General features: G+C 62.7%; 13 protein-coding genes and 1 tRNA gene. 6 read left to right on the top strand and 8 right to left on the bottom strand.

What is annotated here, in order from left to right:
• Nucleotides 1-205 precede the first annotated feature (205 nt).
• Both tig and QA643_RS18710 read right to left on the bottom strand, forming a co-directional pair.
• The gene (tig, locus tag QA643_RS18715) at nt 206-1,570 is read right to left on the bottom strand and encodes a trigger factor (protein ID WP_283034546.1); all 1,365 of its coding nucleotides are present in this window, start codon (nt 1,568-1,570) and stop codon (nt 206-208) included.
• 167 nt (nt 1,571-1,737) lie between these two features.
• Nucleotides 1,738-1,822 (bottom strand) — tRNA-Leu (locus QA643_RS18710).
• A 225-nt stretch (nt 1,823-2,047) separates the two neighbouring features.
• Here QA643_RS18710 and QA643_RS18705 point away from each other — a divergent pair.
• Nucleotides 2,048-3,280, top strand: coding sequence for a multicopper oxidase domain-containing protein (locus QA643_RS18705; RefSeq protein WP_283034545.1), 1,233 nt, complete (start codon nt 2,048-2,050; stop codon nt 3,278-3,280).
• 9 nt (nt 3,281-3,289) lie between these two features.
• Nucleotides 3,290-4,378 (top strand): enolase C-terminal domain-like protein, encoded by a 1,089-nt coding sequence (locus tag QA643_RS18700; protein ID WP_283034544.1) that lies wholly within the window; start codon nt 3,290-3,292, stop codon nt 4,376-4,378.
• 147 nt (nt 4,379-4,525) lie between these two features.
• Here QA643_RS18700 and QA643_RS18695 read toward each other — a convergent pair whose 3' ends face one another.
• Nucleotides 4,526-6,025, bottom strand: a complete 1,500-nt coding sequence (locus tag QA643_RS18695; protein ID WP_283034543.1) for an NAD(P)H-hydrate dehydratase — start codon at nt 6,023-6,025, stop codon at nt 4,526-4,528.
• A gap of 115 nt (nt 6,026-6,140) precedes the next feature.
• Nucleotides 6,141-6,320: a hypothetical protein gene (locus QA643_RS18690; RefSeq protein ID WP_283034542.1), complete on the bottom strand. Its 180-nt coding sequence runs from the start codon at nt 6,318-6,320 to the stop codon at nt 6,141-6,143.
• 107 nt (nt 6,321-6,427) lie between these two features.
• On the opposite strand from QA643_RS18690, the gene QA643_RS18685 reads away from it, so the two are divergent.
• The 4 genes from QA643_RS18685 (at nt 6,428) to QA643_RS18670 (ending at nt 10,008) form a co-directional block, all read left to right on the top strand.
• The gene (locus QA643_RS18685) at nt 6,428-6,766 is read left to right on the top strand and encodes a P-II family nitrogen regulator (RefSeq protein WP_027537227.1); all 339 of its coding nucleotides are present in this window, start codon (nt 6,428-6,430) and stop codon (nt 6,764-6,766) included.
• A gap of 138 nt (nt 6,767-6,904) precedes the next feature.
• Nucleotides 6,905-8,314 (top strand): type I glutamate--ammonia ligase, encoded by a 1,410-nt coding sequence (gene glnA, locus QA643_RS18680; RefSeq protein WP_283034541.1) that lies wholly within the window; start codon nt 6,905-6,907, stop codon nt 8,312-8,314.
• Nucleotides 8,315-8,505: 191 nt separating this feature from the next.
• Entirely contained in the window at nt 8,506-9,036 is a 531-nt protein-coding gene (locus tag QA643_RS18675; RefSeq protein ID WP_283034540.1) for a DUF992 domain-containing protein, read from the top strand.
• Between the two features lie 183 nt (nt 9,037-9,219).
• Nucleotides 9,220-10,008 carry a hypothetical protein gene (locus QA643_RS18670; RefSeq protein ID WP_283034539.1) on the top strand — a complete coding sequence of 263 codons (789 nt, stop codon included), beginning with the start codon at nt 9,220-9,222 and terminating at the stop codon, nt 10,006-10,008.
• Nucleotides 10,009-10,196: 188 nt separating this feature from the next.
• Here QA643_RS18670 and QA643_RS18665 read toward each other — a convergent pair whose 3' ends face one another.
• Genes QA643_RS18665 through QA643_RS18650 form a run of 4 tightly spaced genes read right to left on the bottom strand, consistent with a single transcriptional unit; the run spans nt 10,197 to nt 14,753 of the window.
• Complete coding sequence (locus QA643_RS18665; RefSeq protein WP_349253290.1) at nt 10,197-12,095, bottom strand: potassium transporter Kup; 1,899 nt, start codon at nt 12,093-12,095, stop codon at nt 10,197-10,199.
• A gap of 26 nt (nt 12,096-12,121) precedes the next feature.
• Complete coding sequence (locus QA643_RS18660; RefSeq protein ID WP_283034537.1) at nt 12,122-12,544, bottom strand: hypothetical protein; 423 nt, start codon at nt 12,542-12,544, stop codon at nt 12,122-12,124.
• Nucleotides 12,545-12,576: 32 nt separating this feature from the next.
• Complete coding sequence (locus tag QA643_RS18655; RefSeq protein WP_283034536.1) at nt 12,577-13,275, bottom strand: response regulator; 699 nt, start codon at nt 13,273-13,275, stop codon at nt 12,577-12,579.
• Nucleotides 13,272-14,753 carry a DUF4118 domain-containing protein gene (locus QA643_RS18650; RefSeq protein ID WP_283034535.1) on the bottom strand — a complete coding sequence of 494 codons (1,482 nt, stop codon included), beginning with the start codon at nt 14,751-14,753 and terminating at the stop codon, nt 13,272-13,274. The genes QA643_RS18655 and QA643_RS18650 overlap by 4 nt, the downstream gene beginning before the upstream one ends.
• Nucleotides 14,754-15,277: the final 524 nt, after the last annotated feature.

Raw genomic sequence — 15,277 nt, 5'->3', positions numbered from 1 at the left:
CGAACGTCCCGTGATGCAGGACTTCAACTCACAGCCCGCTTTCGCGAGCCGCTCACAGATATGCGCCAATTTCCCGGCGACAAGACCGGCCAATCGAGAGCCGATTGAGCCGAGTTCAAGCTGATTCGCAGGCGATCTCATAGCGGCGGATGCCGGGTCCCGCCGCTTTCGGCGTTCATCGTTAACATCCGCCTGGCCAGATCGATCAGGCTGCGCTCTTCTCGTCGGCGTCGTCGTCCTTGAACAGGTCCTCGCGCGAGACCTTCTTCTCGGTCACATTGGCGAGCTCGAGAATGAAATCGACGACCTTGTCTTCATAAATCGGCGCACGAAGCTGAGCCAGCGCATTGGCATTGTTGCGATAGTAATCCCAGACTTCCTTCTCGCGGCCGGGCATCGAACGGGCCCGCTCGATCACCGCGCGGCCGACTTCGTCATCGGTCACGGTGATCTTGTTCTTCTCGCCGATCTCCGAGAGCACGAGGCCGAGCCGCACGCGGCGATCGGCGATCTTGCGGTATTCTTCCTTGGCCGCGTCCTCGGTGGTGTTCTCATCGGCAAAGGTCTTGCCGGAAGATTCCATCTCGGCCTTGATCGAGTTCCACATCAGGCTGAACTCTTCCTCGATCAGCGAGGGCGGCGCCTCGAACTTGTGGCTGTCGTCAAGACGATCAAGCAGCGCGCGCTTGACGCGCTGGCGCGTCGCGCCGGCGAACTCGGCGACCAGACGCTCGCGCGCGGCTTCCTTCAGCTTGTCGAGCGATTCAAGGCCGAGCGTCTTGGCGAACTCGTCATCAATCTTGGTTTCGCCCGGCGCTTCGATTGCGGTTGCGGTTGTCTCGAACTCGGCCGGCTGTCCCGCGAGCTTCTCGCTGGCGTAGTTCTTCGGGAATGACACCTTCAGCGCGCGGGTCTCGCCGGCGCCAATGCCTTCGAGCTGCTCCTCAAAACCGGGAATGAACTGGCCGGCGCCGATCACGACCTGGATGCCCTCGCCGGTGCCGCCGTCGAACGCCACGCCATCGATGGTGCCCTTGAAGTTGATGGTGACGCGGTCGCCCTTCTCGGCCTTGGCGCCCTCCGCCTTCGCCGCATAGGGGCGGTTCTGATCGGCGATCCGCTTGATCGCCTCATCGACTTCGGCGTCGGTCACGTCGACCACCGGCTTCTCGACCGAGAAGGTCTTGAAATCGGCGAGCTGGATGGTCGGCACCACCTCGATCGCGACCGTGTAAGTCAAATCCGTCTTGCCGGCGAGCAGCTCCTCGACCTCTTTGGTCTCGGTCGGCATGGTGATCTTCGGCTCGGTGGCGAGACGGAAGCCGCGGTCGGTGAAGATCTGGGTGTTGGTGTCGCGGATGGTCTGGTCGATGGTCTCGGCCATCACGGAGCGGCCATACACCTTCTTGAGGTGGGCGACCGGCACCTTGCCGGGACGGAAGCCGTTGAGGCGCACCTTGTCCTTGAGATCGACCAGCTTGGCATCGGCCTTGGCGTCGAGATCCGATGCGGGAACGCTGACCTTGAACTCGTGCTTCAATCCCTCGGCGAGGGTTTCGGTGACCTGCATGGTATCAATCTTCTTCCGCTTGCGCCGGGCTGGACGCAGCCCGGCAGTGTTCAAATGTCAGAGGCGTGGCCTTTTGAGCCTGACGCCGGTGGTTCGGCGAGCCTTGGCTCCCCCAATGGGGAGCGGGCCCTCCAGGAATAGTCATGCAAACGCTTGGATAGAGCGCTTGGTGCGGGCGGAGGGACTCGAACCCCCACAACTTTCGTCACTGGAACCTAAATCCAGCGCGTCTACCAGTTCCGCCACGCCCGCGTGAAGTGCATCATAGGCCCGGCCGCGATGCCCGCGGGCGGCGGCTTATAGCATGGGGCCGCGCCTTCGCAGCAAAAAAATGGCGCATCCCCGTCGCATTGGGCCAAACCGCCGCAACTGGACACCTTACGTTAGAAATGGTCCGGATCGGCCTCATGGCAAGGGAGTTTTCGGATGGATCGGCGTGCATTGATGGCGGGGTTTGGAGCTGCCTCACTCGGCCTGATGCTGCCGGGCGGCAGCGCCGCGCAAGGGCGCCCGGCGGTCGCGATCCAGGCCCGCGAGGGCGCCCTCAAGCTCCGTTCCGAAGGTCCGGAAACGCCGGTCTGGATGCTCGCGGCTCCGGAGCTACGCTTTCGCCGCGGCGAAAATCTTCAGGTCGAATTCGCCAATGAGCTAACCGTCCCGGTGGGCCTCGATTGGCGCGGGATCGACGGCGTTCCTGCCATCGAGCTGCTCGCCGGCCGCCGACTGCTGGCCGCTTCAGGCTGGGAAAACGTCCGGATTCCATTGCGCCACGCCGGGACCTTCCTGTGCGACATGAGCGTGTTCGCCAACCAAAACGCTCGACCGGCCCGAGGCCAGCCCGTGGTGGTCGCCGAAAACGAGCCCGTCAGCGTCGATCACGACGAGGTGCTTTTGCTCGAGGAATGGCGGTTACGGGCGGATGCGACCGCCGCCGTGCCCGGCACAGACCCGACCGAAACCACGGTTTTCTACACACTCAATGGGAAACCCTCACTGGACGTCGCAGCCCGATCCAATGAGCGCTTGAGACTTCGCTTCGTCAATGGCAGCCGGCGCACGGTCGTCGCCGTGAAACTGGAGTCCGTTGACGTCACCGTCATGGCGATCGACAGCCAGCCCGCCGAGCCATTCCTGGCCCGCAACGGCGCGCTGGTGCTGGCACCGGGCAGCCGGGTCGACGCTTTTGTCGACGTGACGGGACAGCCAGGCACACAGCTCAAGATCCTCCTGCACGATGGGCGGCAAGCCCGGACCGTCGGCTCTATCATCGTGTCGAGCGAGGCGCCGGCGCGTGCGGCACCGCTACCGCCTCCTTCGCCCCTGTCGTCAAACGGGCTGCCGGCGCGGCTTGATCTCAAGGACGCTCTCCGCGCCGATATCGCGTTGAGCGGGCCTGAGTGGACTGTGATTGCAAGCCTTGCCGCGTCGCCACAGCCGGCCTTCCGCGTCAAGGCGGGCCGTATTGTCGTGCTGGCACTGACCAATCGCACCGACGTCGCAACCGTCTTCCGTCTGCATGGCCATCATTTCCGCCTGCTCGACAAACTCGACGACGGCTGGAAGCCGTTTTGGCTGGATACGCTGGCAATCGAGCCCGGTCAGACCCACCGCATCGCCTTTGCGGCCGAACATGCCGGGCACTGGCTGATCGAATCCGTTGCGACCGATTGGGCCGCACCGCGCTTCGTGCGATGGTATGCTGTCGAATGAGGAAACAAAATGAGTAAACCGGTCCCCGCCATCCGCGGCGTCAAGGCACGCGGCGTCGTCGTTCCGCTCAAGCGTCCCGTCAAGAACGCGTTTGGCGTGATCGATGCCGGGCCGCTGGTCCTGATCGACGTCGAAACCGATCAGGGCGTTACCGGCCACTCCTACATCTTCGCCTACGCCAAGATCACACTGGCGCCATTGGTGCATCTGCTCGAGGACATCGGGCGCGAGCTGGTTGGCAAGCCTCTCGTGCCCTACGATCTGATGGCGGCGATGGATGCAAAGTTCCGACTGCTCGGCTGGCAGGGCCTGGTCGGCATGGCGGTATCCGGCCTCGACATGGCCTATTGGGATGCGCTCGGACAAATCGCCGGCAAACCGGTGGTTGAATTGCTCGGCGGTTCGCCAAAGCCGATTCCGGCCTATGACAGCTATGGCGTGGTTGATCCGGTCACCGACGAGCGCGCGCTGCGCCGCTCCCTCGAACAGGGTTTTCGCGGCATCAAGATCAAGGGCGGCGACGGCGATGCCGCCAATGACGAGCGCGTCGTCAAGGGCGTGCGCGCGCTGATCGGCCCTGACGTCGCGCTGATGATCGACTTCAACCAGTCGCTCGCTACAGCGGAGGCGACACGCCGTATCGCGCGCCTCGCGCCTTACGATCTGCACTGGATCGAAGAGCCGGTACCGCAGGAAAATCTCTCAGGCCACGCCAGGGTGCGCGCGACCTCGCCGACGCCGATCCAGGCCGGCGAAAACTGGTGGTTCCCGCGCGGCTTCGCCGAAGCGATCGCGCTAGGCGCCAGCGACTTCATCATGCCCGACCTGATGAAGTGCGGCGGCATCACCGGCTGGCTTGCCGTCGCCGCGCAAGCGCAAGCCGCCAACATCCCGATGTCGAGCCATCTGTTTGCCGAAGCCAGCGCCCACATGCTGGCGGTGACGCCGACCGCGCATTGGCTCGAATATCTCGATTTCGCCAGCGTCATCCTCGCCAAGCCCGCCGAGATCGTCGATGGCACGGTGACCGCGCGGGGCCCAGGCCTCGGGCTGGAATGGAATGAGGCGACGGTCGCGAAGTACCTGAGCTTGTACTGACGCTGTCTCGTGTCCCGGACGCGGTGCAGCGTGAAACGCTGCTCCGCAGAGCCGGGACCTGACATGACGCGACAACTCGTGGACCCCGGATCAGCAGCTCATCACGCCGCAAGCGGCGCGCTGCGCAGCATCCGGGGAACGCAGCAACTAATACTCAATCCCGAACTCGTCATAGAGCCGTCGGAACACGGCGGGCAGCGTTTCGGAAAGGTCTTCCGCGATCAGGCCCGGTCCCGCCTCACGGCCGGCTTCGCCGTGCATCCAGACGCCGATGCACGCGGCCTCATAGGCCGGCACGCCCTGCGCCAGCATCCCTGCGATCATTCCGGCCAGCACGTCGCCGGCGCCGGCGGTCGCAAGCCAGGGCGGTGCGTTGGCGGCGATCGCCGCACGGCCGTCGGGCGAGGCCACCACCGTATCCGGCCCCTTCAGCAGCACCACCGCGCCGGCGCGCTGGGCGGCGTCGCGCACCCGCTCCAGCTTGGAGCGGCCCGGATGCTTGTTGCTGATATCGCTGAACAGACGCGGAAACTCGCCCTCATGCGGGGTGAGGACGACCTGTGCGTCCTCGCTCGCCTTGATCTGTTCGAACAGCCGCTCCGGCGCCTCGGCAAAACTCGTCAGCGCGTCGGCGTCGAGCACGAGGCCGCGTTTGGTCGACAGTGCGGTATGCACGAGGTCGCGCGTGCGCTCGGTGATGCCGGCACCCGGCCCGAGCACAATGGAATTGAGCCGCCGGTCGCCGACCAGTTCGGCGAACTCCACCACGGTGTCGAAGGCGCGAACCATCACCGCCGTCAGTGACATGGCGTTCACGGCGAGCGCATCGCGCGGCGAGGCCACGGTCACGAGCCCCGCCCCTGCCCGTAGCGCCCCGCGCGCCGCCAGCCGCGCCGCGCCGGTCGAGGCCAGCCCGCCCGACAGCACGACAGTATGGCCGCGGGCATATTTATGCCCATCGATATCAGGCACCGGGAAGGATTTTTGCCAGGTGTCCGGGACGTTCTCGAACGTCTGCGGCCGGATCTCTTCCAGCACGCGCGGATCGATGCCGATATCGGCGACGCGCACGCGGCCGCAATGTTTTCGTCCCGGCATCAGAAGATGCGCGGGCTTGCGGCGAAAGAAGGTCACGGTCTCCGCGGCATTAATCGCAGCCCCCATCGCCGCGCCCGAGGTGCCGTTGATCCCGCTCGGCAGGTCGACGGCAAGCACCGGCGCGCCGTTGGCGTTGATCGCCTCGATCATTTCGAGCGGATCGCCCTTCACGGGCCGGTTGAGCCCGGCGCCGAACAGCGCGTCGATGATCAGCGCCGGCTTGCCGATCGCCTGTGGGTTGAACGGCAGCACCGGATATTTCCAGCCGCGTGCAGCGAGCGCCGCATCGCCCTGCAGGCTGTCGCGTTCGCACAGGAGAATGACCGAGACGTCGCGGCCGCGCGCGGCCAGCTCGGCCGCGGCGACAAAGCCGTCGCCGCCATTGTTGCCGCGGCCGGCGACCACCACGATCGGCCCCTCCTCGACGAGGTCCATCGCGGCTTCCGCCACCGCCTGACCCGCGCTCATCATCAGCGCAAAGCCGGGCGTGCCGGCGGCGATTGTCAGCTCGTCGGCGCGCTCCATCTCCGTCGTGGTCAACACTTCCATGCCGAATCCTCGATCCGTCAGCCTTTTACAGAGGCACATTTCGCCGTGTTAGCGGCTTGCTCCGTCCTTGGCTGCACATGAATTGATCGATTTGCCTATTTTATAAGCTTCGCTATCATGCGTTGGCCGGCCCGACCTCTTCCACTTGCCTGTTAAAAGTCTGATAACGTTCCGAAATCAGACGCATTAACAACTTGGCATAGACCCTGCTTTTGAGGAAGCCGGTTGGAGTACCGAGCTCAAGATCGTCGCAAGTGAGCAGCGAGAATGAGCAATTCCGGTTTTGCTGGATCATTTCCGGCTTTCCGGGATGCAAGGATCAAACCAGACAGCGCCAGGGAAAGTTCACCAGGCTGCGACATCGACCTATCTGCAATTTTGGAAATGCCCGGGAGGCGCTCAGTGAAGAAGATTGAAGCCATCATCAAGCCATTCAAGCTCGACGAGGTGAAAGAGGCGCTTCAGGAAGTTGGACTGCAGGGCATCACGGTGACCGAAGCCAAGGGCTTCGGCCGGCAGAAGGGCCACGCCGAGCTCTATCGCGGTGCGGAATACATCGTCGACTTCCTGCCCAAGGTGAAGATCGAGATCGTGATTTCGGACGAATTGGTCGAGAAGGCGATCGATGCGATCCGCCGTGCCGCCCAGACCGGGCGCATCGGCGACGGCAAAATCTTCGTCTCGAACATCGAGGAAGCGATCCGGATCAGAACCGGCGAATCCGGGCTGGACGCTATCTAAGGGCGGTGGTATCCGAATTTTGCGGCTAAAAATCAAGAAAAGGGCTGCTCCCGCAGCCCGATTTCCTTCGCGGCATCTGTTGCGATCGTCTGCGAAATGTCGCGTCCTGGAAACCGTCCGTAGCCAAAAGGGGTACTCATGAAGACCGCCAAAGACGTCATGAAGTCGATCAAGGACAACGACGTAAAATACGTCGATCTGCGCTTCACCGATCCGCGCGGCAAGTGGCAGCACGTGACCTTCGACGTCAGCATGATCGAAGAGGACACCTTTGCCGAAGGCCAGATGTTCGACGGTTCCTCGATTGCCGGCTGGAAGGCGATCAACGAATCCGACATGTGCCTGATGCCCGATCCGGTTACCGCGACGATCGACCCGTTCTTCGCCGAAACCACCATGGTCATCATCTGCGACGTGCTCGAGCCGACCACAGGCGAGCCCTACAACCGCGATCCGCGCGGCATGGCCAAGAAGGCGGAAGCCATGGTCAAGTCGATGGGCGTCGGCGACACCGTGTTCTTCGGCCCCGAGGCCGAGTTCTTCGTGTTCGACGACGTCCGTTTCCAGACCACTCCCTACAACACCGGCTTCAAGCTGGATTCGTCGGAATTGCCGACCAATTCGGACACTGAATATGAGGGCGGCAACCTCGGCCACCGCATCCGCACCAAGGGCGGCTACTTCCCGGTGCCGCCGCAGGACTCGGTGCAGGACATGCGCTCGGAAATGCTCGGCGCCATGGCCAAGATGGGCGTCAAGGTCGAGAAGCATCACCACGAGGTCGCTTCCGCCCAGCACGAGCTTGGCATGAAGTTCGACACCATGACCCTGATGGCCGACCAGATGCAGATCTACAAATACTGCATCCACCAGGTCGCGCACATCTACGGCAAGACCGCCACCTTCATGCCGAAGCCGGTCTATGGCGACAACGGCTCGGGCATGCACTGCCACCAGTCGATCTGGAAGGAAGGCAAGCCGGTGTTCGCCGGCAACAAATATGCCGACCTGTCGGAGACCTGCCTCCACTATATCGGCGGCATCATCAAGCACGCCAAGGCGATCAACGCCTTCACCAACCCGTCGACCAACTCCTACAAGCGCCTGGTCCCGGGCTATGAAGCCCCCGTGCTGCTCGCCTACTCCGCGCGCAACCGTTCGGCCTCCTGCCGCATCCCCTACACGGCAAACCCGAAGGCCAAGCGCGTCGAAGTCCGCTTCCCCGACCCGATGGCCAATCCCTATCTCGGCTTCGCCGCGATGCTGATGGCCGGCCTCGACGGCATCAAGAACAAGATCGATCCGGGCCCGGCGATGGACAAGGACCTCTACGATCTGCCGAAGGAAGAGCTGAAGCAGATCCCGACGGTGTGCGGTAGCTTGCGCGAGGCGCTGGAAAACCTCGACAAGGACCGCGCGTTCCTGAAGAACGGCGGCGTGTTCGACGACGACTTCATCGACAGCTTCATCGAACTGAAGATGACCGAGGTCGAACGTTTTGAGATGACCCCGCACCCGGTCGAGTTCGATATGTACTATTCGCAGTGAACTGTCGGCGGCTCGCCGCCGACAGCACTGCCGCAAGATGCGAAAGGCGCCTCCATTCGGGGCGCCTTTTTTGTTCTTGCGGCTGGTGCTTCTGCGCTTAAGGCGCACGGAATGACAAGGGGAACCGGAACATCGCAATGTCATGGCGCGTTGTGGGGTTCCACCCGGAATGCGTCTAGGGAGGGACGCCCATGAACATAGCAACTCCGAATAGAACAACGTTGAATAGTCTCGCAGCCACATGCGCCGCTCTGGCGCTCGCCCTCGCCCTGACTCCGGCCACGGCTCAGGACGCCGGTCGGGCGAGGGTCGGCACGCTCACCTGCAACATATCGCCCGGTGTCGGCCTCGTTATCGGGGGGCAGCGGCAACTGAGCTGCATCTATGCATCGGCGAGAGGTAGGGCGCGCGAGGCCTACGAGGGCACCGTCAGCACGCTCGGCCTCGACATCGGTGCCACCTCCGCCGGCCGGATGGCCTGGGCTGTTTTTGCGCCGCCCCCGCTGCGCCGGGCGGCGTTGGCGGGAACCTATACGGGTGCGACCGCCGGCGGCACGGTCGGGGCCGGCGCGAGTGCCAACGTCCTGGTTGGAGGCTCGGACCGCAGGGTGATCATGCAGCCGGTGTCCATGCAAGGACAGACGGGCGTGAATATTGCCGCAGGCGTATCCACGCTTGAGCTTCGGCCGGCGAGTGCGCCCGCACGTCGTACGGTCCAGTGACGACACGCTGACACAAGACGCGAAGGGCGCCTCCATCCGGGGCGCCTTTTGTTTTTATCGTGGGATGCGGTTCCAATATCTCAGTGAAGCCAAGACTTCTCCTAAATCGTGGCGGCGATTGTCGCTTTTAGACCTCGCTGGCGAGGTACGTGGAGGCCATCAACAAGAGGCGGCATCACTCAAATGGCGACAAACGATGGGTTCCAGCCGGATCGTCCTCCAATCTTTCTCTCCGAGCCTGCGGAAGAAACCGGGCAGCCGGATATCGGAAAGGCCCAGGACATCGCGATCATCTCGTCCCGAATTCTCAAGGCGAGTATCGCGGCCGCAGCCGTGACTGCGATCGGCATCGCCGTTCTATCGATCGACAATCCGGCAACGCTGGTTGCGAACCTGACGGATTGGGCGAGCGACAAGCCGGCGGTTCAGCCCGAAGCCGATCCGCCGGCGCGCGCAATTCAATCGATCGCAATCGCCAGCACGCAGGATTTGACGACGACGACAACCGACACGCCGACGCGCGAGGAAATTGCGGCGGCTGCCGAGCAGCACCAAGAACCTGCCCAGCAGAGCCAGGAACCTACCCAGCAGAGTCAGGTTGCCGAACAGGGCCAAGCTGCCCAGCAGAGCCAAGCCGAGGTCGGCCAGCCCATCACCGAGGCCTTGTTCAAGCAATTCCAGGCTTGGGCGGACGAGGAAGAGGCGCGGACAAAGGCCGCAGCCGCCCAACCCGCCCCCGTGCGAGTAACTGAAGAGGCCCCGGCGCAGGCCCGGAAGAAGCACCGGCGGGTCCGCTCCGTGCAAAATGCACGCGCGGAAATCCGGGCCCAGCGAAACCATCGAGCCAAGGCGCGCGAGGAGCAAGATGCACGGGGACAAGTCTCGCCCGCAACCGACCCGCGATTACCGGATCCGTCTGTGCAAAATCCCCAGCCACCGACGTTCCTGCAAAGCCTCGGTTTGGGCAACTAGTCCGCGGGTTGGGGAGCGAACGCAAACGTCCCCGGACGAGCGACGCGACGCATCTGCACCGGACCCGCAGATCGCTGCACCCGGGACGTGCGGGTTTCCCGCCGGCATCACGGCTTACGAGAAATGCAAAAGACGCTCCCGACGGAGCGCCTTTGTATTGGTGGGCACACATGCGGCGCAGGGCCCTATCAAATCGTGACCTGCGTCCCCACCTCGACCACGCGCCCGGTCGGGATCTGGAAATAGTCCGTGGCGTCGTTCGCGGAGCGGCTGAGGCGGATGAACAGCAGATCCTGCCAGCGCGGCATGCCGGAATGGGCGGCAGGCTTGAGCGCGCGGCGCGACAGGAAGAACGACGTCGACATGATGTCGAACTGCCAGCCGAGCTTGCGGGCGATTACCAGCGCCTTGGGCACGTTGGGCGATTCCATGAAGCCGAAGCGCAGCGTCACCCGCGAGAACGTCTCGCTGAGCTGCTCCATCCGCACCCGCTCGGCCGGGTCGATCCGCGGCGTCGGCGCGGTTTCGATGGTGAGGATAACATTCTTCTCATGCAGCACCTTGTAGTGCTTCAGGCTGTGCATCAGCGCGGTCGGCGCGCGCTCGCGGTCGGAGGTCAAGAATACCGCTGTGCCGGAGACACGCTGCGGCGGGCGCTTTTCCAGCATCGCCACGAGATCGGCGAGCGGGAATTCCAGCTTGCGCGATTTCTCGAACAGCAGCCGGCTGCCGCGTCGCCAGGTGTACATCAGCAGCATCACCACCGACCCCAACGCCAGCGGCATCCAGCCGCCTTCGAACACCTTCAGCAAATTCGCCGAAAGGAACGTCAGATCAAGCGCCAGAAGCGGTGCGATGATCGCGCCGGCCGCGACCGCCGACCAGCGCCAGACCTTCCAGATCACCACGAAGGCCATCATCGCCGTGACCACCATGGTCCCCGTCACGGCGATGCCGTAAGCGGATGCCAGGGCGCTTGAAGAGCGAAACAGCCCCACGAGCAGCAAGACGCCGATCAGCAGCAGCGTATTGACCTTCGGCATGTAGATCTGGCCGATCAATGATTCCGAAGTGTGCCGGATTTCAAGGCGCGGCAACAATCCGAGTTGGATTGCCTGTTGCGTGATCGAATAAGCGCCCGTGATGACCGCCTGGCTGGCGATAACCGTCGCTGCTGTCGCCAAAGCGATCATCGGCAGCAGGGCCCATTCCGGATAGAGCAGGAAAAAGGGGTTCTCGATCGCCTTGGCGTCCGCGAGCACCAGCGCACCCTGACCAAGGTAGTTGATCGTCAACGCCGGTAGCGCCACGACGAGCCATGCGGCACGGATCGGTCGCTTGCCAAAATGACCAAGGTCCGCATAGAGCGCCTCCGCCCCGGTCACAACGAGAAAGACCGCACCCAGTGTCATGAATCCGATCACGCCGTGGGTCAGCAGAAAGCTCAAACCATGGAGCGGATTGAAGGCCAGCAGCACCGTGGGATTTCGCACTATTTGCGGCACGCCTGCGGCCGCGATAGCAGTGAACCAGATGAGCGTGATCGGTCCGAAAAACGCCGCAACTTTCGCCGTGCCGCGCGATTGCACGGCAAACAGGCTGACGAGAATGAGCGCCGTGATCGCAACGACATAGGGTTCGAACGCCGGAGTTGCCAGCTTCAGGCCCTCGATGGCCGACAGCACCGAGAGTGCTGGCGTGATCATCGCGTCGCCATAGAACAACGCGCCGCTGATAATGCCGAGCAGCACCAGGAGCCCACTGCCACCGACGGCGCGATTTGCCAGCGCCATCAATGCGAGCGTGCCCCCCTCCCCGTTATTGTCCGCACGCAGCAGGATGACGACGTACTTGACGGTCACCACCAAAAGCAGCGCCCAGATGATCAACGAGAGGATGCCGAGTACGACCGTTTCGCTGGCAGGGGCGTTGGGGCCAACGGCGGCCATGACCGACTCTCGAAGAGCGTATAGCGGGCTGGTTCCGATATCGCCGTAGACAACGCCGATTGCCCCGAGCGTGAGCGCCCAGAACCCTGCGCGAGGATGTTCGTGCGCGGCCAGCTGCTGCGGTTCAGGAGCGGTCAAGTCTGCTGCGGTGGAGACAGTCTCGGTCATTGCGATCCCTCGCGGAAGATTTGAGCAGGCGCAAAAGCGCCCCTTGCAGGCTGATGAAGAGCGGCGATCTGGTCGTAGCAAGCCAGTCGTGCGTGCTCGTCGGCGATTGCGACGCAGGGAGTCAGCTTTTCCCCGGCCTCGCCGCCGGCGGGCGGCCCCAGCGCCCACATCGCACAGACAACTACGCCTATTCCGATGAGGCCGAGAACCACCGGCAGCACGTTGCCGACAGCCGGCAGTCCGCCGGATTCGTCCAACCATTCATGCTGTCTTTCAGGATGCTTCACTGAAGGAAGGTCCTCATCGAGAAGCTGGCTCATGCTTCCGATATCGAAGGACCCGGCTAAACTCTCAATGCGGAAATCCAGCCCGCTGCATAAAGAACACATAAAGACGCCGCCGATGGCGGGCACGGTCAAGGTAAGCGCCGTTTTGGCTGAAGGGCAGAAGCCTATCGCGTACCGATTTCGGCGATCCGGTAACCAATGCCCGGCTCGGTAATGATGATGCGGGGGTCGCCGGGATCTTTCTCGATTTTTTGCCTGATCTGGCCGATGTAGACCCGCAGGTATTGGGTATCGGTGGCGTGGGCGGGACCCCATATGGCCGCCAATATTTGCCGATGCGTTACCACCTTGCCGGCATGTTTGGCGAGAAATGAAAGCAGTTCGAATTCTTTCGGGGTCAGCCTGACCTCCGCGCCGGCCCGGGTGACGCAATGGCGGACGTTGTCGATTTCAACGTCCGCGGTTCGCAGCACCGGCGTTTCGGCGACACGCTCCATTCGGTGTCGAAGCGCCGTCCTTATTCTTGCGAGAAGTTCGCCGACTCCGAATGGCTTGTTAACGAAATCGTCCGCACCGAGATCCAGCGCTTCAATCTTCTCGGCCTCACGGTCGCGCGCCGACAATATGATGATCGGCACATCGGACCACTGCCGCACTTGCCGGATCACGTCCTTGCCGTCGCCATCGGGCAGCCCGAGATCGAGCACAACGATATCAGGACTTTCAGTTGCAATGCACTTGATCGACTCAGCGACCGTCCCGGCGCTGATGAACTGGTAATTGTTGGCTTCCAGTACCGGCTTCAGCAATCGAAGGATGGCCGGTTCGTCATCGACAATGAGTGCGCGGATACGGCCGGTCATGGCGGCGACCCAACGGGAAATGTCAGCGTCATCCGGGTTCCTCTGCCTTCCTGCACCGGACTCTCGGCCGCAACCGTGCCGCCATGCGCCTCGACGATACCTTTAGCGATTGCCAGTCCAAGACCGGTTCCACCACGCCGCCCGCCAGCGCCGCCTCCCTGCACAAATTTATCGAACACGTGGGGCAGAATATCCGCGGCGATGCCCGGTCCGCTATCGGTGACGCGGACCGAAATCGATTGTCGACCGACGATCGCATCGACCACGAGCCGCGTTCCTTGTGGGGCGTGTGACACCACATTATTCACCACATTTCCCACGGCCTGCTCAATCAAGCTTGCATCGGCGCGGATCAGCGGAAGTGTTCGCGGTAACTCCACCTCGACCGTCAAGGCGGCCCCGCGCCGTTTTGCGAGGTTTATCACTCGTTCGACGACTTCCCGCAAGTCGATCCAGTCCCGTCGTATCTCCAGCGCGCCGGCATCGATCCGAGTCATGGCAAGCAGATTTCGGACCATTTCGTCGAGCCCCTCAGCTTCGGTCTTGATTTCCCGGAGCAGCCCAGTTTTGGCGGCGGCATCCAGCTTTTCACCAAAATCGAGCAGGCTCGTTGCCGATCCCAGGATCGATGCAAGGGGAGTACGAAAATCGTGGGAGACCGAAGCAAGCAAGATGTTTCGTACGCGCTCCGCCTCGGCAGCGCCGCGTGCCGCCATCATCTCCTCGGCCAAAAAGATGCGATCGAACGCCGCGGCCGTTTGTTCGGCGAGCGTCGCGAGCAGCGCGCGGCCCTCGGCATCGAACAGATCATTGCTCGCGCTTCTTGCGACCCCGACGACGCCGAACGATCCCCGCTGAGTGCGAAGCGGAATGAAGTGCCAGCGGTTGTCGGGCAAGCTTCCGGTGTCGAAGCCGGCAGCTTCGTTGCGCGCGAATGCCAGCCGCGCGGCATCCCAGGTCGTCGGATCCAAACTGTCTTCCGGCGGCCAGGCCGCGGCCAGCGAAAGCTCACCCTTCTGATTGAGCAGAATGACCGCGGGACGCCGCAGACTCACATGAATTTCGCCAGCAGCTCCGTCAGCGACGGCGTCGATACTGGTGAGTCCCGACAGCTTCCAGGTAAATTCATAGAGCCGTCGCGTTGCAATCATCCGTTCGGTTGTTGCCCGGGCCTGATCGCGAATCCGTCCAGCAAGGGTGGCCGATACGACCGCAACAATCAGGAATATGATTAAGGACAGCAACTCCGAAGGCTCGGTGATCTGGAATGTATAGAGCGGCTCGATAAAGAAGAAATCGTACGCCAGGAAGGAAAGGAGGGATGTATAGATGGCAAGCCACTTTCCGAAACTGACCGCAGAAAACAGAACGGCCAGCAGAAAGACCATCGAGATATTCGGCAGCGGTACCATCGCCGTAAATACGCGGCCGACAAGCGTAGCGATCGCAACGGCAACCGTCGAGGAGAGGATTGCCACGGCAAGATGTGTCCTCGGCGACGATGGCCGCCGGTCTCGCTCGATCATTGGGGGCCGCAACAAGGCACACTCGCTTTCGGTTCGACTTGGCTGTCGCCAGCGTCGATCCTAGATTTAGCAAGATCTGCCGTGAAGAAAAGCTCCTCCGGCGCAAACGGCGGTATCGCAGGTGTCGTGCTGCCGTTGCAAGCCCAATTCCGATCCGACGGGCAAATCACTTCGGATTTACAGAAATGGCAGTCAAGCCAAGAATTACTGAAAATCAGAAATATTTCGCTTCCGTTTTCACCCAAATCAGCGGCATAAGAGCGGCCGTCTCATCGCGACATGAGGGGCGTTGGCCATCGTCACTGACGCGCGGGGAGATGCGATGGACGCCGATGCCATGACGGACGAGTGTGGCTGAGGCGTACGGTGAAGTCGTGTGGTTCTGGCGCCGTGGTGCTGGCGTTAAGTCTTCAAGATGCGAAAGCGGCTTGCGGGCGACGGAGGCGAAAGAGCCGTTCTCCGGGAAGAGCACGAAG

Source organism: Bradyrhizobium sp. CB3481, from assembly GCF_029714305.1.
Classification (GTDB): domain Bacteria; phylum Pseudomonadota; class Alphaproteobacteria; order Rhizobiales; family Xanthobacteraceae; genus Bradyrhizobium.
The sequence above is the reverse complement of the archived record's forward strand: the minus strand, read 5'-3'. Positions and strand labels throughout refer to the sequence as shown.